Source organism: Pigmentiphaga litoralis, assembly GCF_048632615.1.
Lineage (GTDB): Bacteria > Pseudomonadota > Gammaproteobacteria > Burkholderiales > Burkholderiaceae_B > Pigmentiphaga > Pigmentiphaga litoralis_B.
In genome coordinates this window covers 4,529,414-4,550,484 of sequence record NZ_CP184479.1, presented here as the reverse complement: position 1 = coordinate 4,550,484, position 21,071 = coordinate 4,529,414, and the positions used below count along the sequence as shown (strand labels likewise).

Annotated in this window: 14 protein-coding genes and 2 pseudogenes; 11 read left to right on the top strand and 5 right to left on the bottom strand. The window is 65.4% G+C overall.

Features of this window, described 5'->3' with window-relative positions; translation table 11 throughout:
* Positions 1-5 precede the first annotated feature (5 nt).
* On the bottom strand, positions 6-1,277 hold the full coding sequence (andAc, locus tag ACNANG_RS21025) for an anthranilate 1,2-dioxygenase large subunit AndAc (protein ID WP_420227615.1): 1,272 nt from the start codon (positions 1,275-1,277) through the stop codon (positions 6-8).
* A 243-nt stretch (positions 1,278-1,520) separates the two neighbouring features.
* Here andAc and andR point away from each other — a divergent pair, with 243 nt between their 5' ends.
* The 9 genes and pseudogenes from andR to ACNANG_RS20980 all read left to right on the top strand — a co-directional run bounded on the left by andR (position 1,521) and on the right by ACNANG_RS20980 (position 11,827).
* Complete coding sequence (gene andR, locus ACNANG_RS21020) at positions 1,521-2,486, top strand: anthranilate 1,2-dioxygenase regulatory protein AndR (RefSeq protein ID WP_420224640.1); 966 nt, start codon at positions 1,521-1,523, stop codon at positions 2,484-2,486.
* Between the two features lie 139 nt (positions 2,487-2,625).
* Positions 2,626-5,285 (top strand): annotated as a pseudogene (gene leuS, locus ACNANG_RS21015) (leucine--tRNA ligase).
* A complete protein-coding gene (gene lptE / locus ACNANG_RS21010; RefSeq protein ID WP_420224639.1) occupies positions 5,282-5,875 on the top strand; it encodes an LPS assembly lipoprotein LptE in 594 nt (197 codons plus the stop codon). The pseudogene leuS and the gene lptE overlap by 4 nt, the downstream one beginning before the upstream one ends.
* Before the next feature lie 58 nt (positions 5,876-5,933).
* Positions 5,934-6,979, top strand: a pseudogene (holA, locus tag ACNANG_RS21005) (DNA polymerase III subunit delta).
* Positions 6,980-7,010: 31 nt separating this feature from the next.
* The gene (locus ACNANG_RS21000; RefSeq protein WP_420224638.1) at positions 7,011-8,288 is read left to right on the top strand and encodes a glutamate-5-semialdehyde dehydrogenase; all 1,278 of its coding nucleotides are present in this window, start codon (positions 7,011-7,013) and stop codon (positions 8,286-8,288) included.
* A gap of 9 nt (positions 8,289-8,297) precedes the next feature.
* The gene (locus ACNANG_RS20995) at positions 8,298-8,720 is read left to right on the top strand and encodes a CopD family protein (RefSeq protein ID WP_189611312.1); all 423 of its coding nucleotides are present in this window, start codon (positions 8,298-8,300) and stop codon (positions 8,718-8,720) included.
* Between the two features lie 11 nt (positions 8,721-8,731).
* Entirely contained in the window at positions 8,732-10,549 is a 1,818-nt protein-coding gene (locus ACNANG_RS20990) for a THUMP domain-containing class I SAM-dependent RNA methyltransferase (protein ID WP_420224637.1), read from the top strand.
* Positions 10,550-10,564: 15 nt separating this feature from the next.
* Entirely contained in the window at positions 10,565-11,347 is a 783-nt protein-coding gene (locus tag ACNANG_RS20985; protein ID WP_420224636.1) for a YdcF family protein, read from the top strand.
* A 288-nt stretch (positions 11,348-11,635) separates the two neighbouring features.
* A complete protein-coding gene (locus ACNANG_RS20980; protein WP_179586417.1) occupies positions 11,636-11,827 on the top strand; it encodes a hypothetical protein in 192 nt (63 codons plus the stop codon).
* Positions 11,828-11,938: 111 nt separating this feature from the next.
* On the opposite strand, the gene azu is transcribed toward ACNANG_RS20980, so the two are convergent.
* Positions 11,939-12,364, bottom strand: a complete 426-nt coding sequence (gene azu / locus ACNANG_RS20975; RefSeq protein WP_420227614.1) for an azurin — start codon at positions 12,362-12,364, stop codon at positions 11,939-11,941.
* Between the two features lie 216 nt (positions 12,365-12,580).
* Here azu and ACNANG_RS20970 point away from each other — a divergent pair, with 216 nt between their 5' ends.
* Positions 12,581-13,534 (top strand): tripartite tricarboxylate transporter substrate-binding protein, encoded by a 954-nt coding sequence (locus ACNANG_RS20970; RefSeq protein ID WP_420224635.1) that lies wholly within the window; start codon positions 12,581-12,583, stop codon positions 13,532-13,534.
* Between the two features lie 99 nt (positions 13,535-13,633).
* On the top strand, positions 13,634-14,599 hold the full coding sequence (locus ACNANG_RS20965) for a tripartite tricarboxylate transporter substrate-binding protein (protein WP_420224634.1): 966 nt from the start codon (positions 13,634-13,636) through the stop codon (positions 14,597-14,599).
* A 130-nt stretch (positions 14,600-14,729) separates the two neighbouring features.
* On the opposite strand, the gene ACNANG_RS20960 is transcribed toward ACNANG_RS20965, so the two are convergent.
* The 3 genes from ACNANG_RS20960 to ACNANG_RS20950 are packed head-to-tail and all read right to left on the bottom strand — an operon-like array spanning position 14,730 to position 20,641.
* Positions 14,730-16,178: an efflux transporter outer membrane subunit gene (locus ACNANG_RS20960; protein ID WP_420224633.1), complete on the bottom strand. Its 1,449-nt coding sequence runs from the start codon at positions 16,176-16,178 to the stop codon at positions 14,730-14,732.
* A 1-nt stretch (position 16,179) separates the two neighbouring features.
* The gene (locus ACNANG_RS20955) at positions 16,180-19,353 is read right to left on the bottom strand and encodes an efflux RND transporter permease subunit (RefSeq protein WP_420224632.1); all 3,174 of its coding nucleotides are present in this window, start codon (positions 19,351-19,353) and stop codon (positions 16,180-16,182) included.
* 52 nt (positions 19,354-19,405) lie between these two features.
* Positions 19,406-20,641: an efflux RND transporter periplasmic adaptor subunit gene (locus ACNANG_RS20950; protein WP_420224631.1), complete on the bottom strand. Its 1,236-nt coding sequence runs from the start codon at positions 20,639-20,641 to the stop codon at positions 19,406-19,408.
* Between the last annotated feature and the right edge of the window lie 430 nt (positions 20,642-21,071).

The window sequence follows — 21,071 nt, the reverse complement described above, 5'->3', positions numbered from 1 at the left end:
CTTAATCAATAGCCCATCAGCTTCTGGTAGCCCACCCAGAAACGGCGGATCAGGCTTTCGGTCACCATGGTGTCCTGCAGCTCCGGCTTGTCGCGCGCCATGGCGATCAGCGAGTTGGCATCGCCGTCGCGGACGGTCCCGCGCTGCACCAGTTCGGTCGCTTCGGTGTCTTCCATCGAGATGTAGCCGGCCGGGCCCACCAGATTCGCCTGCTTGATCCGCAGCGCGCGCAGCTCCGGCGTGTCGTCGGTGTAGCCAAAGAAGTGGAAAATCAGCTCGAAGTTGTCCGGTCCCTTGGGCAGCAATTGCCGGGCGACCAGGGTGTTGTGGATCTGCTGGATCACCAGCTGCGGAAAGATCGGCTGGATGTGGTTGGTCATGTCCTCGTCGAATTCCGAGATCATGCCCAGCACCGAATCGTCTTCCAGCGCAAAGCCTTCATCGAACGAGCGGATGGCCTGCGTCTTGTAGGCCGACGACGTGTCGTCTTCGGTCTTGGTCGCGGTGATGACGCTGTGCAGGCCGGTCCTGGCATCGGGGATCGTCCGGGCCTTCATCCCCACGCGAAAGATGTTGAAGGTGGTATGGAACAGGTGCAGCAGACTGGCGTGATAGGGATCCTTCACGTTTTCCAGGTACAGCTTCCAGTTCGACCGGGAATACTGGCGCGTGCAGCCCAGGTATTCGACCGGCTTGTGGAAGACGCGGTCCACGAACGGACGCATTTCCGGCCCGATGTAGTCCGCCAGCGGTTCGACGATCGGGCTGAAGGTGGCGAACACCAGCCCTTTGTAGCTTTCGACGCGCAGCTGGCGCATGGCGTGGTCTTTCGGATTGAAGTCGGCCGGCATGCCGGGGCTGCCGCCCTTCTGCCCGCGGCGAAACGGCACGCCTTCCAGGTTGCCTTTGGTGTCGTAGCTCCACTGGTGATAGACGCAGGCATGGCTGGACGCATTGCCCCGCGCCTTGCGGCAGACGATCGCGCCGCGGTGGGCGCAGCGGTTGACCCAGGCGGCCAGCTCACCGTCGGCGGTGCGGGTCACGACCACCGGCGTGTCGCCAATGAAGGTGCTCTTGAAATCGTTGGGGTTCGGGATTTCGGCTTCGAGCGCCAGGAAGCTCCAGGTCGGTCCGCGAAAAATCTTTTCCTGTTCCTGGTCGTAGACTTCCTGGGAACTGAACACCTTATAGGGCACGCCCGCACCATCGGCGTGCGGAAAGCGCAGCATGGGGTGCTCGGTGCCGGCCATTGCGCCTGTTTCCTGTACCGCGTCCATATCGACCTCGCAAATATCGAAAACCATCTTGAGGTCATTGTGGGCAGCTACCTATTGCGGCTCTAGCCGATTCTGGCAGTATGGCCTCACCCCTAGCCATTTCTCGCAGGTTTCACCGCCGCGGCCCGCAGGGGCGACGTCCTCGTTCTGGTATCCCGATCCCAACAACGGCTGCGCCAATGGCGCAGTTCTTGCTTGACGTTCAGCACTTCCGCTTCAACGCCTGCTGCCGATGGACACCGTATGATTTCCGCCAAGCGTTTCGAACCGATTGCCTTGCGCCAGGCCCGCCTGTTCGAGTCCGACGACCTCGACCGGACGCGCGACCAGGTATCGCGCGTCATGCAGCCCCACCGCCTGGTGCCCGGCGCCAGTGGCAGCGTCCGGTCGCACATGGACTTCGCGCGCGTGGGCGGCATCGGCATGGGGGCGCTGAACTTCGGCGCTGCCATGCAGGTGGACACGGGTCACCTGGACGACTACTACCTGTTGATGTTCTGCCTGACCGGTCATGCGGACGCCCAGGTGGATGGCCAAACCGTCGCGGTCAACCAGGCGCGCGGCATGATCTGTTCGCCCGAACGCCCCTTTGCGGCCATGCTGTCCGCGGATTGCGAGCAATTCATGCTGCGCATCGATCGCGCCACGGTCGCCGCGCACACGGGCGCCTCCTGTCTGGTGTTCGACCGCGAACTGGATCTGGACAGCGCCGCGATCCAGCCCTGGCTGGCGCAGTTGCGCGCCCTGGCGACATCGCCCGAACTGCTCCAGTGCGCCATGCAGAATCCCAAGATCGCGGTCGAACTCGAACGCCTGTTGATCTGCCTGCTGACCACGGGCCAGCGCTGGTCCGACGAAGCCGACCTCGCCACCCCCACCATTGCGCCGCGCTGCGTGCGCAAGGCCGAATCCTTTATCGAAGCCCGCGCGGGCGACGCCATCCGCCTGGAGGACATCGCCGCGGCGGCCGACGTGCCGGTGCGTACGCTGCTGGCCGGCTTCCGGCGCTTTCGCGATATCACGCCCATGCAGTACCTGCGGGACGTGCGCCTGGGCCAGGCCCGCGACCGGCTGCGCCGCGCCCCGGCCGGCAGCAGCGTGTCGGCCATCGCGCTGGACTGCGGGTTCCTGCATCTGGGCCGCTTCGCGCAGGCCTACCAGCAACGCTTTGGCGAGTCGCCTTCCGAGACGCTGCGCCGGTCCTGTTGATCGCCAGGGCCCCCGCGCCGTCAATTTGTCCGCGACGGCGTCCTACCTTCTATAATGCCGGGTTGAGCCAGACGCGAGCCACCAGCGCCGCGTCGGTCGCCGCTATTTCAGCGCCCCTCTTTTCAGGCCCCCGGACACCATGCAGGAACGCTACGCCCCCACCGAAGTCGAAACCGCCGCTCAACGCCACTGGGAAGCCACCAACGCCTACCTGGCCATCGAACACGCGACGCATCCCGACGGGACGGAAAAGCCCAAGTTCTACTCCTGCTCCATGCTGCCCTACCCCAGCGGCAAGCTGCACATGGGCCATGTGCGCAACTACACCATCAACGACGCGATGTACCGCCAGTTGCGCATGAAGGGCTACAACGTCCTCATGCCCATGGGCTGGGACGCGTTTGGCATGCCGGCCGAAAACGCCGCCATGAAGTCGCGCGTGCCGCCGGCCAAGTGGACCTACGACAACATCGCCTACATGAAGAAGCAGATGAAGGCGATGGGGCTGGGCATCGACTGGTCGCGCGAAATGGCGGCCTGCGATCCCAAGTACTACAAGTGGAACCAGTGGCTGTTCCTGAAGATGCTGGAAAAGGGCATCGCCTATCGCAAGACGCAAACCGTCAACTGGGATCCGGTCGACCAGACGGTCCTGGCCAATGAACAGGTGATCGACGGCCGCGGCTGGCGGTCGGGCGCGCTGGTCGAAAAGCGCGAGATCCCCGGTTACTACCTGCGCATTACCGACTACGCCGAAGAATTGCTGTCGCAGGTGCGTGACAACCTGACCGGCTGGCCCGAGCGCGTCCGCCTGATGCAGGAACACTGGATCGGCAAGAGCGAAGGCACCCGTTTTGCCTTCACGCACGACATCCACGACGAGTCCGGGCAGTTGATCCAGGACGGCCGCCTGTACGTGTTCACGACCCGCGCCGACACGATCATGGGCGTGACCTTCTGTGCCGTGGCGCCCGAACATCCACTGGCGACCCATGCCGCGCGCAACAACCCCGAGTTGCAGGCCTTCATCGAAGCCTGCCGCCAGGGCGGCGTGACCGAAGCCGAAATGGCCACGCGCGAAAAGGAAGGCCTGCCCACCGGCCTGACCGTCACCCATCCCCTGACCGGCCAGCCGATCGACGTGTGGGTCGGCAACTACGTGCTCATGAGCTATGGCGACGGCGCCGTGATGGGCGTGCCCGCGCACGACGAACGCGACTTCCTGTTCGCCAAGAAGTACCAGCTGCCGATCGCCCAGGTGGTGGCGGCCGACGGCAAGGACTATTCGACCGACGCGTGGCAGGAATGGTATGGCGACAAGACCGTCGTCCGCACCATCAACTCGGGCAAGTACAACGGCCTGGATTACGTGCATGCGGTCGACGCCGTGGCCGCCGACCTGTCGGCCAAGGGCCTGGGCGAAAAGCGCACCACCTTCCGCCTGCGGGACTGGGGCGTGTCGCGCCAGCGTTACTGGGGCACGCCGATTCCGATCATCCACTGCGAGACCTGCGGCACCGTGCCGGTGCCCGAAAAGACTTGCCGGTGATCCTGCCCGAGCACCTGATCCCCGACGGCAGCGGCAACCCGCTGGCCAAGTGCGATGAATTCCTGAATGTCGACTGCCCCGCGTGCGGCAAGCCGGCGCGGCGTGAAACCGACACGATGGACACCTTCGTCGATTCGTCGTGGTATTTCATGCGCTACACGTCGCCCGGCAACGACGGCGCGATGGTGGACGAACGCAACGATTACTGGATGCCGATGGACCAGTACATCGGCGGCATCGAACACGCGGTGCTGCACCTGCTGTACGCGCGTTTCTGGACCAAGGTCATGCGCGACCTGGGCCTGGTCAAATTCGACGAACCCTTCGTCAAGCTGCTGACGCAGGGCATGGTGCTGAACCACATCTATTCCCGCAAGGGCGCGACCGGCGGCATCGAATACTTCTGGCCCGAAGAAGTCGACAACGTCTACGACGCCAAGGGTGCGATCGTGGGCGCGACGCTCAAGAAGGACGGATCGGCCGTGGACTACGGCGGCGTGGGCACCATGTCCAAGTCCAAGAACAACGGTGTCGATCCCCAGTCGCTGATCGACACCCAGGGCGCCGACACCGCGCGCCTGTTCGTCATGTTCGCCAGCCCGCCCGAGCAGACCCTGGAATGGTCGGGCGCGGGCGTCGATGGCTCGCACCGCTTCCTGAAGCGCCTGTGGTCGTTCTGCCATGCCAATGCCGGCCGAGTGGCCGCCGCGCAGGCCGCCGGCGCGATTACCGACTGGGCCCCCGCCGACAATGCCGTCAAGTCGTTGCGCCGCGACGTGCATGCGCTGCTCAAGCAGGCCGATTACGACTACCAGCGCATCCAGTACAACACCGTGGTGTCGGCCGGCATGAAGTTGCTGAACACGCTGGACGACGCGAAGGTGGATGGCAAGTACGGCGACGCGGCGCTGGCCGAAGGCCTGCGGATCCTGCTGTCGGTGCTCTACCCCATCGTGCCGCATCTGACCTGGCACGCCTGGCGCGACCTGGGCTTTGCCGACACACGCGGCGACCTGCTCGACGCCGCCTGGCCGCAGGTGGACGACGCCGCGCTGGTGACCGACGAAGTCGAACTCATGCTGCAGGTCAATGGCAAGCTGCGCGGCGCATTGAGCGTGCCGAGCGCCGCCGACAAGGCCGCGATCGAAGCGCTGGCCGTCACCCATGAAGCCGTGACCCGATTCCTTGAAGGCCGCGCGCCAAAGCGGGTTATCGTCGTGCCGGGCAAACTCGTGAACGTGGTGGGATGATGGACAGTCGCTCGACCTTGCAGGACTCCGGCTTTTCGACCGCAGGCATGGCCCAGGACGCATGCGGCGGCATGCCGGACGGGCCCGCGCCCGGCCGGCGGCGCGCGCTGCAGGCGCTTGGCGCCGCAGGCGTGATGGCCCTGCTGGGCGGCTGCGGCTTTGCCCTGCGCGGCACGGCCGACCTGCCGTTCAAGACGCTGTTCGTCAACCTGGAAGACACGTCCGAACTCGGCGCGCAATTGCGCCGCTACGTGCGCACGACAACCAGCACGCAGATCGTCGAAGATCCCAAGGCGGCCGAAGCGCAGTTGCAGGTGCTGTCCGATACGCGCGAGCGCAGCGTGCTGTCGCTCGACGCGTCGGGCCGTGTCCGCGAATTCGAACTGCGTTATCTGTTCACGTTCCGTCTGCACGATGGCAGGGGCTACGAATTCATCCGGCCCACCACCATCATGCTCAAGCGCGACCTGACCTTCAACGATGCGGCCACGCTCGCCAAAGAGTCCGAAGCCAATCTGCTGTATCGCGACATGCAGATGGAAGTCATCCAGCAGCTGCTGCGCCGCATGGCCGCGGTGGAGCCGGTCTGAGCGTGGGCCGGCGCCAGGGCCCCACGTTGCCGATGTCCGCCTGGGCGGAGGCGTCGCCGTGGGCATGACCTTGCGGCCCGAGCAACTGCCCGCGCACCTGGAACGCGCCGGCCAGTCGCTCGAAGCGCTCTACACCGTCACCGGCGATGAACCCCTGCTGGTGATCGAAGCGGGCGATCTGCTGCGTCAGGCGTCCCGCACGGCGGGCTACACCGAGCGCGACACCGTCGTTGCCGATGCCCGCAGCGACTGGAACAGCCTGCTCAGCGCCAGCCAGTCGATTTCGCTGTTCGGTGACCGCCGGTTGCTGGAACTCAAGATTCCGACCGGCAAGCCCGGCAAGACCGGCGGCGACGTGATCGCGCGGCTGGCCAAGCAGGCGCCGTCGCAAAAGGCGATTGCGTCACCGTGGTCATGCTGCCCAAGCTGGACCGCACCACCAAAGCCTCGGCCTGGTTCACGGCGTTGACCACCCACGGCGTCGTGATCGACGTGCCGACCATCGAACGCCCCGCCCTGCCGGGCTGGATAGGCGAACGGCTCGGCCGGCAGAAGCAGCGGGCCCGGCCCGACGTGCTGCAGTGGCTGGCCGATCGGGTCGAAGGCAACCTGCTGGCGGCGCATCAGGAAATCCTGAAGCTGGGGCTGCTGTACCCCGAGGGCGACCTGACGCTGGACGACGTGCAGGACGCGGTCATGAACGTGGCCCGCTACGACGTGTTCAAGCTGCGCGACGCCATGCTGGCCGGCGATGCGCGGCGCGTGGTGCGCATGCTGGAAGGCCTGCGGGCCGAGGGCGAAGCCCTGCCGCTGGTGTTGTGGGCCGTGGGCGAAGAAATACGCCTGCTGGCGCGCCTGGCGCAGGCGGGTCAGCAAGGACTGAGCGTGCCGGCGCTGATGCGCACCTTGCGCTTCTACGGCACCCACGAACAGCTGGCCAACCAGGCGCTGCGCCGGGTGCCGGCGCAGGCCTGGCCCGCGGCGGTGCGCCACGCCCACGACGTCGACAAGATCATCAAAGGCCTGCGGGTTCCCGGACGGCTGTCCGACCCCTGGCACGAAGTCACGCGGCTGGCCCTGCGGGTGGCTGCGTCCACCGCGTGAACCGCGTCAACCCATACCGGCCTTTTTCACCATGCAATCGAACGATTTGAACGACACCCTTCAGCGCGTCGGCGAGCAGGCTCGCCGTGCCGCCCGCGCCCTGGCCCGTGCCGACGGCGCCGCCAAGGCCGCCGCGCTGCGCGCGATGGCGCAAGGCCTGCGCACCAACGCCGCCTGGCTGCAAGAAGAAAACCGCAAGGACCTGGACGCCGCGCGCATCAACCAGCTGGACCCGGCGCTGCTGGACCGGCTGACCCTGTCGGACCGCGCCCTGGACCTGATGGCAACCGGACTGGAACAGATCGCCGCCATGCCGGATCCGGTCGGTGAACTGACGGACACGCGTATCCGTCCCAATGGGATGCAGATCGCCCGCATGCGGGTGCCGATCGGTGTCATCGGCATCATCTACGAATCGCGGCCGAATGTGACCATCGACGCCGCCGCGCTGTGCATCAAGTCGGGCAACGCAGCCATTCTGCGCGGCGGCTCGGAAGCCTTCCATTCCAACACCGCCCTGGGCAAGATCGTGCAGGACGGCCTGGCCGCCGCCGGCTTGCCGCTGGACGGCGTACAAATGGTGCCGACGACCGATCGCGCCGCCGTGGGCATCCTGGTCACCATGACGGACTACGTGGATGTGATCGTGCCGCGCGGCGGCAAGGGCCTTATTCAGCGCTTGTCGCAAGAAGCGCGGGTGCCGATGATCAAGCACCTGGACGGCATCTGCCACGTCTATGTGGACCGCGATGCCGATTTGCGCAAGGCGCACACGATCGCGGTCAACGCCAAGACCTACCGCTACGGCATTTGCGGCGCCATGGAAACGCTGCTGGTGCACGAAGCCGTGGCGCCCGCCTTCCTGCCCGAGGTCGCCGCGGCATTTGCCGCCCATGGCGTGCAGTTGCGGGGATGCGAACGCACCCGCGCCGTGCTGCCGGGCATCGAGGCGGCCACGGCCGAAGACTGGGACACGGAATACCTGGCGCCTATCCTGGCGGTGCGCGTGGTGGCGTCGCTGGACGACGCCATCGAGCACATCGAGACCCACGGGTCAGGCCATACCGATGCGATCGTGACCGAACAACTCGTGGCGGCTCGCCGCTTCCAGCGCGAGGTCGACTCCAGTTCGGTCTATGTGAACCTGCCGACCTGCTTTGCCGACGGGTTCGAGTATGGCCTGGGCGCCGAGATCGGCATTTCGACCAACAAGCTTCACGCGCGCGGACCGGTCGGGCTGGAAGGCCTGACCACGCTCAAGTGGGTACTGTCCGGCGACGCGCAAACGCGCGGAACGTCGTCCAACTAGGAAATCGCCATGTTGTGGGTCAAAGCCTTCCATATTTTGTTCGTTGCATCCTGGTTCGCCGGGCTGTTCTACCTGCCCCGCATCTTTGTGAACCTGGCGCAGGAAACGCAGCCGGCCGTGGTGTCCCGCCTGCTGCTGATGGCGCGCAAGCTCTATCGCTTCACGTCCATCCTGTCGGTGCCCGCCGTGCTGCTTGGGCTGTGGCTCTACCTGGGCTATGGTATCGGCAAAGGGCCCGGCAACGGCTGGATGCACGCCAAGCTGGCGGTGGTCGTGCTGACCATCGGCTATCACCACGCCTGTGGCAGCCTGCTCCGCAAATTCGAAGCCGGCCGCAATGCGCGGTCGCACGTGTTCTACCGCTGGTTCAACGAAGTGCCCGTACTGTTGCTGCTGGCCGCCGTGATCTTCGTGGTCGTCAAACCTTTCTGATTGGTCTCATTTTGTCCGACACCCCTCCGCGCAAGAAGATTTCCCTGAACCCGGCCGGTCGCGCGCCGGCCGACGCCTCGCCGCGTCCGGACGACGGCCGCAGCCGCTCCGGCCCGCGCGCGCGACGCGTGGTCCAGGCGGCGCTGGAAAGCGGCAAGGCGCGCCGGCTGGAACGGGCAGAGCCTGGCCAGGGTGAGCGCGGTGAAGGCGCTGCCGGCCGTAACGCCGGACGCCCGGACCGCGCCGACCGGCCACGGATGTCGGATCGCTTACCTGAGCGGTCCTCGGAGCGGTCCTCGGAGCGGTCTTCCGACCAGTCCTCGTCGGCACGTTCAGGAGGCCCTGGCGGCCGGCCTGGCGAAGGCAGGTCCGCAACACCCCGCCCAAGCCAAGGCCGTTTCCCCTCCGGCAACGCGTCTTCGGGCAACCCGAACGTCCGTGAACGCCGGCCGGTCCGTCGCGACACCGAACCCGTCCAGGACCTGAGCATCGCCGCCCACGAAGGCGACCGGTCCGGTGGCGATACCACGTCGCGCGCCGCTCGCCCGACCCTGGACGCCGGCCGCGGCGCGCCAGGCGCGCAACGCGGCGGTTTCCGCCCGCGCAACTCGCCTTCGCGTACCGCCCCGCCACCGTCTACCGCCCAGGCCGACGCCGTGGCCGCCCGCGCCAAGGCCGGGGTCGAGATCTTTCCGGTCTTCGCCCCCTGCCCCCAGGGCCTGGAAGGCGTGCTGGTGGACGAACTGAAAAGCCTCGGCTTTGCCGACGCCTGGGCCGGCCGCGCTGGCGCGCACTTTACCGCCGACTGGACTGAAGTCATGCGGGTCAACCTGCAATCGCGCCTGGCGACCCGCATCCTGGTGCAGGTCAATTACGGCACGGTGCACACCGAAGACGACCTGCTGGAATTGGCCCGCGCTACCCCGTGGGAACGCTGGTTCGGCGCCGAGCAGACCCTGCGGGTCGACACCTCGGCCGTCCGCAGCCCCATGAAAAGCCTGCAATTCTGCAACCTGCGGGCCAAGGACGGCATCTGCGACCGCCTGCGCGACCGCGAAGGCGAGCGTCCCAGCATCGACACCGTACGGCCCGACGCGCGTGTGCATGTCTTCCTGTCCGAAACAACCGCCACGCTCTACCTCGACACGTCGGGCGAAAGCCTGTTCAAGCGCGGCTGGCGTCTGGACAAGGGCGAAGCGCCCCTGCGCGAAAACCTGGCGGCCGGCCTGCTTGCCCTGTCGGGCTGGCGTGTCGACCGCCCGCTGCTCGACCCCTTCTGCGGCAGCGGCACCATCGTGATCGAAGCCGCCCTGAAGGCCCTGAACGTCCCTCCCGGGATCAGCCGCCCCTTTGCATTCGAACGGCTGCGCGGCCACCAGGAATGGCGGTGGCGCGACCTGAAGGAAGACGCCCGCGCCCACATCCTGCCCAAGCTGCCCATGCAGTTGGCGGGCGCTGACATCGACGAACGCGCGATCGCCGCCGCTCGCGGCAACGCCGAACGCGCGGGCCTGACCGAGGACGCGGTGTACTTCGAAGTGGCCGACGCGCGCGATACCTGCCCGCTGGACGAGCAGGCGGGGTGGATCATCACCAACCCGCCCTATGGCGAACGCCTGGATGTCGAGACGGATACGGAACTGTGGACCGAATGGGCGTCTACGCTCAAGCGCGAATTCGGCGGCTGGCACATGCACATGATCACCAACGACCTGGACCTGCCGAAAAAGCTGCGTCTGAACCCCTCGCGCCGCACGCCGCTGTACAACGGCGCGCTCGAATGCCGCCTGTTCGGCTTCGAGCTGGTCGCGGGCGGCTTTCGCCGATAGGCTGCCCGACAGGTCATGGACTTACGCTATCTGCTGAAAATGCTGGCGCTGCCGCCAGGCTGCCTGCTGCTCGCGCTGCTGCTGGCCTGGCTGTTCCGGCGCCGGTTGCCGAAGCTGGCGTCGCTTATGTTCCTGGCCAGCGTGGCCGCCTTGTGGATGCTGTCCACCCCCTGGTTTGTCGAATGGGGCGGCCGGCGCCTGGAAACCGATGCGCCCTTGCCCGCTGCGTCCTGGCCTGCCCTGGCCGGCCGGGCAGACGCGATTGTCGTGCTGGGCGCCGGCCGCCGCGAGTCCGATCCGGGATGGGGCAAGGACGTTGCCGGTATCTTCAGCACAGAACGCGTGCGCTATGGCGCCCGCATTGCGAAGGCCAGCGATTTGCCCGTACTGGTGTCGGGCGGCAAGGTCTGGGAAGACGACAGCCACCCCAGCGAAGCCGACCTGATGGCCGAGGTTTTCGAGCAGGATCACCAGCAGCCAGTGCGCTGGCGCGAAGGCGACAGCCGCACGACCCAGGAAAACGCCGAACGCAGCTGGACCCTGCTGGAGCCCGAAGGCAAGACCCGCATCGTTCTGGTGACCCAGGCGTGGCACATGCCCCGCGCCCGCCGGCTGTTCCTGCAGCAGGGCTTTACGGTCATTCCGGCCCCCATGGGCTACCTCAGCGCACCCCATGGCCGTCCATTTCACGGCTTGCTGCCCGACGCCAATTCGTTTTCCAACAGCGTCCTGATCGTTCACGAAACCGTTGGCGCGTGGCTGTACGCCCGCCTGCCGGCGCTTGCCAGTTCGCGATAGCCGGAATCGGACGGACCCGCACCACGCCAGGCGGCGCGCGTTGGATGCGCCGTGCCTTTATTCGCTGCCCATAAAAGCGCCGCCGCTCGATCCCCTTCGCCTCGCACAGACATCGAGCGCTGCACCTCCGAGGCGCACCGTGCACCTGTTTGTGGTGCGATGCACACAAAACCCCGCATTCTTGACAGGTTCCTGAACCAAGGCTTGCTCTCGTCTAGGGTTTGCCCTAATATAGGGTTATTCCCTAGGTGATTACTCCTAGGCGAAAACCCCAGACGGAGCAATACCATGAACTACGTTCAAGAAAGCAAGTTGACTGACACTCTCGAACGCGAACTGGTCCGCAACGAACTGGCCAACGGACATGCCGCCCCGCAACCTTTCGCTTTTGTCACGAAAGTCGCGATGGCATTCATCTCCACGATGGCTGATTTGAAGTCGATCGCGCGCAAGCAAGACGTGCAGTACGCAAACGGCTAAGCATTTTTCGCTAGCTGTTAAAAAGAGAGGGCGAGCCTGTGAAGGTGTCGCCCTTTGTTTTGCCTGCTCAATGCGCGACGAGGCGCATCGCCCATTCGCTGGCTGCGTCGCTCAGTTCAGCGTCAACTCGCCCTTCATGATCGCCCAGTGTCCTGGGAACGAGCAGAAGTACGCGTACTTTTCGCCAGCCTTGAGCTTGCTCACGTCAAACGTGACCGAGTCCTTTTCGCCGCCGCCAATGACCTTGGTGTGCGCAATCACGCGCGCGTCGCCCGGCTTGACGTAGTCCTTGTCCAGCCCTGCCGCCATGCCATCGGTCGCAACCTTCTGCATGTCCGCCTGGGTCGTCAGCACCCAGTTATGACCCATCGACGCCTTGGGCAGCTTGCCCGGGTGCGTCAGATTGACCGTGAACTGCTTGCAGCTCTTGTCGACCGCAATGGTCTTGGTGTTGAACTGCATGGCGTCGTTGCCCTGCACCTCGATCGAGCAGGATGCGGCAGCCGAAGCCATACCGGGCGCTGCGAGGGCGCCCATCAGCGCGATACCGGCAATAAGGTGTTTCTTCATGGTGATCCACTTTTCCTGGTGACAAGCGAAGCCCATCATACTTGACCGGCCCGGGCTACGTAGGAACCCCTTTGGCGGGACCGCGAATTGAGCGTAAGCGCCAACGACTGCATTGTGGCAACCCACCCGCATGCCCGTTCGTGCTGCGGTTTGCCATCGTCATTCGTCCAAAGGGATTTTTCCATGACACCCCTGCGCCATGTGGTCATCGCCGCTGCCCTCGCTTGTATTGCCGCCGGTGCGTCGGCACAGGACTTCAAGCAACCCATCAAGGTCATCGTGCCCTTTGCCGCCGGCGGCGCCACCGACCAGCTGGCCCGCCTGCTGGCCCCTCGCCTGGCAAAGGAACTGGGCACCGCCGTCCAGGTGTCCAACCGGGTCGGCGCAAGTGGGCAGGTCGGTACCGCCGCGGTCAAGTCGGCAGCAGCCGACGGGTCCACGCTGCTGCTTGCGCCGGACCAGGCCCTGGTCGTTGTGCCGCTCATCTCGCCAACGGCCAACTACGATGCGCTGCGAGACTTCATCCCGCTGGGCCAGGTTGCGCGCTACCAGTGGGCCTTCAGCGTGCCGGCTAACAGCCCGGCCAAGAACCTGGCGGGGTATGTCGATCTGCTCCGCGCCAGGCCGCAAGACGCCAATTACGGAATTCCCGGCAAAGGCGGGTTGCCCGAAGTCATCGGCGCGGTTATCGAACGCAAGGCAGGCGTGCCCCTGCAAGCCACGCCCTATAGCGGTTCGTCAGCCGTCATGCCACCCCTGGTCGCGGGCGAGATCAGCGCTGGCGTCACCGGCGAGCCGGAAGCACTGGCCCTTTCCCGCGAGGGCAAGATCCGTATCCTGGCGGTCTCGGGCGGCTCGCGGTCGCCGGTGCTTCCCGATGTCCCCACCTTCGAAGAAGCCGGCTTTGCGGGCATCAACGTCAACAGCTTCCACGCCTTTTATGCGCCCAAGGGGCTGCCCCAGCCGATGGCGGAAAAATTCAATGCCACGCTGCGCACGATCCTGAAAGACGACGACGTCAAGCGCCAGATTAGGGAAATGCCGCTGCTGCTTGACCCGACCGATCTGGAGGGCGCCCGACGCGAGCTGGCCAAGTCCCAGGACTACTGGGTCAAGGCCTTGAAACCTAGCAAGTGACCTACGTAGTTGTCCGGTCACGGCTAGCGCGCATTGAAGATTGCTGGCGGTCCTTGCACTGTATGCGGTGCTCAACCCTCATCACTACAAGGATCTTCCATGCTTTCTCGACGACACTTGCTGGCCATGCTGACGGCCGCCGTCCTGGCCGCCACGCTGGCGGGCCCTGCCCAGGCGGAGGACGCCAGGCCCACCCTCAAGATCGTTGTGCCCTACGCCGCCGGGGGCGCGACCGACGCGCTTGCGCGGCTGCTGGCGCCTCGTCTATCCAAAGAACTGGGCCAGCAAGTGGTGGTGGAAAACCGGGCCGGGGCAAGCGGCCAGATCGGCACGGCCGCGGTCAAGTCGGCGCCGCCTGACGGCAACACGTTCCTGTTGTCGATCGACCATGCGGTCGTTGTCGTCCCGCTCATTACGCCAACGGCGGGCTATGACGCCATGAAGGACTTCACCCCGGTCGGCCAGGTTGCCCGCTTCCAGTGGACCTTTGCCGTGCCGGTCACCAGCCCGGCCAGAACGCTGGACGAATTCGTCGATTATGCCCGTAAGCACCCGGCTGACGCCAACTACGGCGTTCCGCTGCATGGCGGCGTGCCCGAAATCATCGGCACCGCCATCGATCGCAAGGCGGGTGTGCACTTGCAGCCCGTGCCCTACAGCGGGTCGGCCGCCGTCATGCCGCACCTGATAGGCGGTCAGATTTCCGCCGGCGTTACCGGCGAAGCCGAAGGCGTGGCGATGGCGCGCGGCGGCAAGCTGCGCATCCTGGCGGTGTCCGGCACGTCGCGGTCGGCGCTGTTGCCTGACGTGCCCACGTTTGAAGAACTGGGTTTTCCTGGCGTCAACGTCAACAGCTTCACGGCGTTCTTCGCCCCCAAGGGGCTGCCACCGTCCTTGGCCGAACGGTTCAATGCCGCCTTGCGCAAGGTATTGGCCGACGACGCCGTGAAAGCGAAGATCGCCGATATGCCCATGCACTTGGCGCCAACGGATCTGGAGGGCGCCAGGCGCGAGTTGACGGCGTCGTACCTGTTCTGGAACGACCCCAAGCGGTCGAAGCCCTAAGCGGTCGACACCATAAGCAGACAGCGCCAGACGCAACAACGCCCCAAGTTCAGGATGACATTCCTGGCCTTGGGGCGTTGCCCTTCAGATCGGGTTGACGGTGGCAGGACTACCCGCCAGCCAACTGCCGTTAGCGAAGTTGCGACACGGGTGCCGGCGCGGGGGCGGCCGTCGTTTCCGACCATCCGCCACCCAGCGACTTGTACAGCTGGACCAGATTGTTCAGGCGTTGCAGCCGCGCCTGCAACAGCGACTGTTCCGCCGTGAACAGCGTGCGCTGTGCATCCACCAGTTGCAGCAGGCTTTCGATGCCGTTCTGATACCGCAGGTCCGACAGTTCCAGGTTGCGCTGCGACGCGCGGACCAGGTCTTCGGTGGCCCGGATCTGGTCGTCGTAGGTTGCCTTCGCGTCCAGCGTGTCCGCCACTTCGCGGAATGCCGTCTGGATCGTCTTTTCGTAGTTCGCCACCGAAATGTCGCGACGTACTTCGGCCAGCGTCAGGTTGGCGCGATTGCGGCCGTTGTCGAAGATCGGGAGGACGATCTGCGGCGCAAAGCTCCAGGCCTGCGACCCGCTGCCAAATAGCCCCGACAACTGGCTGCTCGACGTCCCGGCGGACCCGGTCAACGAAATGCGCGGGAAGAAGTTCGCCCGCGCGGCGCCGATGCTGTAGTTGTTGCCGCGCAGGGTCTGTTCGGCCGACCGGATGTCCGGACGACGTTCGATCAGGTCCGACGTCAGGCCCACCGGCACGTCGGCAAGGATGTTCTGCTGGTACAGCGGCTGGGGCGGCGGCAGGTCCGCCGGCATGGGCTGGCCGATCAGCAACACCAGGGCGTTGGTCGATTGGGCGCGGTTGCGCAGCGCAATCGCCAGATCGGCCCGTGCTGTTTGGACGAGCGCGTTGGACTGCGCAAATTCCAGTTCCGACGCGGCGCCGTTATCAAAGCGCAGCTTGATCAATTCCAGCGAACGCTGCCGGGCTTCCAGCGTGCGCCCGACGATCACCAGCTGTTCATCGGCGGCACGTTCGTTCAGGTAGGCGTTGGCCACCTGCGCAACCAGGCTGATCTGGGTCGACGCGGCGGCTTCGGCGGTCGACAGGTACTGCGTCAGGGCCGCTTCGCTCAGGTTGCGCACCCGCCCGAACAGGTCCAGCTCGAACGCCGTGACGCCCAGGCCGACCGTGAACTGGCCGCCCGTGGTGGCTTGCCGCAGGATAGACAGGTCGGCCGGCGTGCGGGCACGGGTGCCCGTGGCCTGTGCGTTCAGCGTGGGCAACCGGTCGGCGTTCGTGATGCCGTACTGCGCGCGGGCCGCCTCGATATTGAGGATGGCCACGCGAAGGTCACGGTTGTTCTGCAAGGACAGCTCGACCAGCCGCTGCAGGCGCGGGTCGCCAAAGAAATCGCGCCATCCGATGTCGGCGGCCGACATCTGGCCGGCCGCTGGCGCGGGGGCGCCGTGCGATGCGAAACTCGCCTCGACGGGCGCCGCGGGGCGCTCGTAGGTCGGCGCGAACGAGCACCCTGCCAGCAGGGCCGCCGCCGTCGCGAGCGCGAATACGTGCTTGCTCATATCAATTCCCTTCATGCTTGACGACGGCGCCGTTGGCCGGCGGGGTGTCGTCAATAGTGCCGTTGTCGTGGCGGACTTCGCCCTGCTTCGTCTTGAACAGACGCAGGGTCACCACGAAGAACACCGGCACGAAGAACACCGCGAGGATGGTGGCCGAGATCATGCCGCCGATCACGCCGGTACCAATGGCGCGCTGGGCGCCCGAGCTGGCCCCGCTGGCGATGGCCAGCGGCAGCACGCCCAGGATGAACGCCAGCGATGTCATCAGGATCGGGCGGAAGCGCAGACGCGACGCTTCCAGTGTCGACTCGACCAGGCCCTTGCCTTCGGCGTACAGGTCTTTTGCGAATTCCACGATCAGGATCGCGTTCTTGGCCGACAGACCAATGATGGTGATCAGGCCGACCTTGAAGAACACGTCGTTCGGCATGCCCCGCAACGTCACCGCCAGCACCGCACCGATCACGCCCAGCGGCACGACCAGCATCACCGACACCGGAATCGACCAGCTTTCATACAGCGCGGCCAGCACCAGGAACACCACCAGCAGCGACAGCCCCAGCAGGATAGGCACCTGCGAGCCTGATACGCGTTCCTGCAGCGACTGGCCCGTCCATTCGTAGCCGATGCCAGGCGGCAGTTCGCCGATCAGGCGTTCCATTTCCGCCATGGCTTCGCCGCTGGAATAGCCCGGCTTGGCGTCACCCGAAATCTTGTAGGCGCCGTAGCCGTTGTAGCGGACCAGCTGCACCGGACCACTCTGCCATTCCACCTTGGCGAACGCCGACAGCGGCACCACACCACCCGAACTATTGGGCGCGTTCAGCTTTAGGATGTCGTCGGCGGATGTGCGCGAATACGGCTCACCCTGGACGACGACCCGCTGCACCCGGCCATTGTTGGTGAAGTCGTTGACCACCGAGGACCCCAGCGTGGTCGACAACGTGGACGTGATCGCGCCGAAGGTCACGCCCAGGGCGTTGGCCTTGACACGGTCGATCACCAGTTGCAGCTGCGGCGCATCTTCCAGGCCTTCGACCCGGGCATACGCCAGGACCGGGCTCTTCGGCACGGCAGCCATCAGCTGGTTGCGAGCAGCCAGCAGGCCGTCATGGCCCAGGCCGCCGCGGTCTTGCAGGCGCAGCGCGAAACCCGTGGCGTTACCCAGTTCCGTGATCGCGGGCGGCACCACCGAGAACGCCATGGCGTCCTTGATGCGGCCCATGAATGTGCCCGTGCCACGGCCGGCTTCGGCCGCCGCCGATTCTTCCGGACCCCGTTCCGACCAGTCCTTGAACGTCGCGAACGAGATGGCGGCGTTCTGACCGCGTCCCGAGAAGCTGAAGCCCAGGATGGTAATGATCGAGGCAACCGACGGTCGCGACAGATAGTGCTGTTCGACCTGTTCCACGGCGTCGCGGGTCCGGTTGAACGAGGCGCCCGGCGGCGTCTGGATATCGGTGATCAGGTAGCCCTGGTCTTCGGCAGGCAGGAAGGACGACGGCAAACTGATGAAGGTCCAGACCAGGATCGCAACGATCCCGGCATACACGATCATGAAGATGCCCGTGCGGCCCAGCATGCGGCCGATCACGTTCTGATAGCCGTCGGTCGTGCGGTCGAACTTGCGGTTGAACCAGCCGAAAAAGCCCTTCTTTTCGTCGTGATGCCCTTTCTTGACCGGCTTGAGCAGCGTGGCGCACAAGGCGGGTGTCAGGGACAGCGCCAGGAAGCCCGAGAACAGGATCGATGCCGCCATCGACAGCGAGAACTGCTGATAGATCACGCCCACGGAACCGCCCATGAAGGCCAGCGGCAGGAACACGGCCGTCAGCACCAACGTGATACCAACGATGGCGCCACTGATCTGGGTCATGGCTTTCTTCGTGGCTTCCTTGGGCGACAGGCCTTCGGACGCCATGATCCGTTCGACGTTCTCGACCACCACGATCGCATCGTCCACCAGAATACCGATCGCCAGCACCATCCCGAACATCGTCAACACGTTGATCGAGAAGCCGGCCACCAGCATCACCGCGAACGTGCCCATCAACGCAATCGGCACCACGATCGACGGAATCAGCGTGTAACGGATGTTCTGCAGGAACAGGAACATCACCAGGAACACCAGCACCATGGCTTCCAGCAGGGTGTGGATCACCTTTTCGATCGACACGCGCACGAAAGGCGAGGTGTCGTACGGGGTGGCGTACACATAGTTCTGCGGGAAGCGCGCCGACAGTTCCTTCAGCTTGGCCTGCACGCCTTCGGCGGCCGACAAGGCGTTGGCGCCCGGCGACAGCTGCACGGCGATGGCGGCCGTCGGCTTGCCGTTGAGGCGCGACGAGAACTGATAGGACTCGGCGCCGATTTCCACCCGCGCAACGTCCCGCACCCGCACGGTGGACCCGTCGGCATTGGCGCGCAGGACCACCGCGCCGAATTCCTCGGCGGTGGCCAGCTGGCCCCGGACGATGATCGTGCTGCTGATCTGCTGGTTGGGCAGGCTGGGCTGATCGCCGATGGCGCCCGCCGTCACCTGCACGTTCTGCGCCGCAATGGCGGCGTTCACGTCGGAGGCGCTCAGGTTGTAGCCGCGCAGCTTGACCGGGTCGATCCAGACCCGCATGGCGCGCTGCGATGCGAACAGCTGTGCCCGGCCGATGCCTGGCACGCGGCGGATTTCGCTCAACACGTTGCGCGTCAGGTAGTCGCCCAGTTCGATGACGTCGACGTCACCTTCCTTGGACGACAGCGTGACCACCATCAGGAAGTTGGTGCTGGCCTTTTCAACGCGGATACCCTGCTGCTGCGCCGACTGGGGCAGCCGCGATTCGACCCGCTTGATCCGGTTCTGCACGTCAACGGCCGCGAGGTCCGGATTGGTGCCGGGCGCGAAGGTCACGTTGATTTCGGCCTGACCCGTGGTACTGGTCGACTCGAAATACAGCATGCCGGTCGCGCCGTTCAGTTCGTCCTCGATCAGCGAAACGATGCTCTTGTCGACCGTGTCGGCCGATGCGCCCGGATAGATGGCGGACACCGTGATACTTGGCGGCGCCACGGCGGGGTACTGCGAAATCGGCAGGCTGGGGATGGCAAGAATGCCCCCCAGGATGATGAATAGCGCGACCACCCACGCAAAAATCGGGCGGTTGATAAAAAATTGCGACATGTCTGGTGACTCTCTTAGAGAAGCTCAGGACCGGCGAACCGCCAGGCGCCGATCACGATTTGGCGCCGGGGGCAGCGGCTGGGCTGTCGGCCGGCTTGGCAGGCGCAACGCTGCTTGGAGCTGCCGCCGCGCCCGCTTCAGGCTTCCACGGCACCGGCTTGACTTGGGCGCCCGGACGCAGCTTCTGGAAGCCGGCGACGATCACCACATCGTTGGTCTGCAGGCCCGACGTGATCAGCCAGCGATCGCCCAGGGCCGAGCCGGTCTTGACTGGACGCGGCTCGACCTTGCCTTCCGCATTCACCACGAATACCGAGGCATCGCCCGCCGTGCCGCGCTGGATGGCCTGTTGCGGCACCGTGATCGCCGCTTCGTCCACGCCCTGCTCGACGCGCACGCGGACGTACATGCCGGGCAGCAGCACGTTTTGGGGATTGGGGAATTCGGCGCGCAGCGTCACCTGGCCGGTCGACGGATCGACGGTCACATCGGAAAACAGCAACTTGCCCGACAGCGCGTACTTGGAGCCGTCGTCCAGCGACAGATTCACGCGCGCCTGGTTTTCGGCCACACGCTTGATCTTGCCGCTGGCGAACGCCGCGCGCATTTCGGTCAGTTGGGCAACCGACTGCGTGATGTTGGCGTAGACGGGGTCCAGACGCTGGATGGTCGCGAGCGGCGTCACTTCACCCTGGCCGACCAGAGCGCCTTCGGTCACCAGCGCACGGCCGATGCGCCCCGAAATCGGCGCCTTGACAGTGGCGTAGTCCAGGCTCAGACGGGCGCGCTCAAGGGCCGCCTTGCTGGCCGACACCGCGGCCTGGCCCTGCTTGTAGGCCGCCACGGCGGTATCGTATTCCTGCTTGCTGACCGCGTTGGCCTTGACCAGGGTCTCGTAACGTTCCGCCTGGGCCTTGGTCTGGAACAGATTGGCTTCGTCACGCTCCACATTGGCCCTGGCGCTGTTGTAGTCGGCCTGGAACGGCGCCGGGTCGATGCGGAACAGCAACTGACCCGCCTTGACGTCGCTGCCTTCAACGAACGCGCGCTGCAGGATCACGCCGGCCACACGAGCGCGCACTTCGGCGACGCGGGTGGCTTCGATCCGGCCGGGCAGCTCGCTGGCCAGCACTTCGCGCGACGGCGCGACGGTAATGGTCGGCACTTCCATCGGCGGCGGCGCGGCCGCGGCGGGCGCCTCTTTACCTTTACCGCAGGCGGCAAGCGCCAAAACAGCGGCGAGCGACACTGCGCCTAACAGATAGGGTGGGCGTCCGTTGCGTTGCATAGTCTTCCTCTGGCATTGACGGTCCGGGCCTGGCGGCGACCGGATGGAACTCTTGGGGATGAAGCGCGCCTGCTGCAGCGCACCATGCACGGATGGCCCGGCGCAATGAATGCGGCGGGCTAGCGGAGATCGTCGCGCTGCCGGTGAGGGTAAATCCTCACTAGATACTTGCGGCATTGCAGCGTACGACATGCATGGAAGGTGAAGCAGTATACAAACATACATGAATGTTTGTAAGCCTGGGCAGCAAAATATTCTGCACGCGGCGTGCGATCCAATTATTGCAATCGGCCGAAGTTTGTGAACAAACGCCATTCGTAGGGCGGAAGCGCGCCGGCTTCGTTGCACTGTACCAAGTTCATACCGCAGCGGTGCAAATCGTGTAACGAGTGCGACCACGGTAACCAATCCCGTCGCGCTACCCTGAGCG

Excerpts from the sequence above, each read along its gene's own strand:
- ACNANG_RS20995 (WP_189611312.1), top strand. The coding sequence starts at position 8,298 with ATGTTGTGGGTCAAAGCCTTCCATATTTTGTTCGTTGCATCCTGGTTC.
- ACNANG_RS21000 (WP_420224638.1), top strand. The coding sequence starts at position 7,011 with ATGCAATCGAACGATTTGAACGACACCCTTCAGCGCGTCGGCGAGCAG.
- lptE (WP_420224639.1), top strand. The coding sequence starts at position 5,282 with ATGATGGACAGTCGCTCGACCTTGCAGGACTCCGGCTTTTCGACCGCA.
- azu (WP_420227614.1), bottom strand. The coding sequence starts at position 12,364 with ATGGGCGCCCTCGCAGCGCCCGGTATGGCTTCGGCTGCCGCATCCTGC.
- ACNANG_RS20950 (WP_420224631.1), bottom strand. The coding sequence starts at position 20,641 with ATGCAACGCAACGGACGCCCACCCTATCTGTTAGGCGCAGTGTCGCTC.
- ACNANG_RS20980 (WP_179586417.1), top strand. The coding sequence starts at position 11,636 with ATGAACTACGTTCAAGAAAGCAAGTTGACTGACACTCTCGAACGCGAA.
- ACNANG_RS20955 (WP_420224632.1), bottom strand. The coding sequence starts at position 19,353 with ATGTCGCAATTTTTTATCAACCGCCCGATTTTTGCGTGGGTGGTCGCG.
- andAc (WP_420227615.1), bottom strand. The coding sequence starts at position 1,277 with ATGGACGCGGTACAGGAAACAGGCGCAATGGCCGGCACCGAGCACCCC.
- ACNANG_RS20965 (WP_420224634.1), top strand. The coding sequence starts at position 13,634 with ATGCTTTCTCGACGACACTTGCTGGCCATGCTGACGGCCGCCGTCCTG.
- ACNANG_RS20985 (WP_420224636.1), top strand. The coding sequence starts at position 10,565 with ATGGACTTACGCTATCTGCTGAAAATGCTGGCGCTGCCGCCAGGCTGC.
- ACNANG_RS20970 (WP_420224635.1), top strand. The coding sequence starts at position 12,581 with ATGACACCCCTGCGCCATGTGGTCATCGCCGCTGCCCTCGCTTGTATT.
- andR (WP_420224640.1), top strand. The coding sequence starts at position 1,521 with ATGATTTCCGCCAAGCGTTTCGAACCGATTGCCTTGCGCCAGGCCCGC.
- ACNANG_RS20960 (WP_420224633.1), bottom strand. The coding sequence starts at position 16,178 with ATGAGCAAGCACGTATTCGCGCTCGCGACGGCGGCGGCCCTGCTGGCA.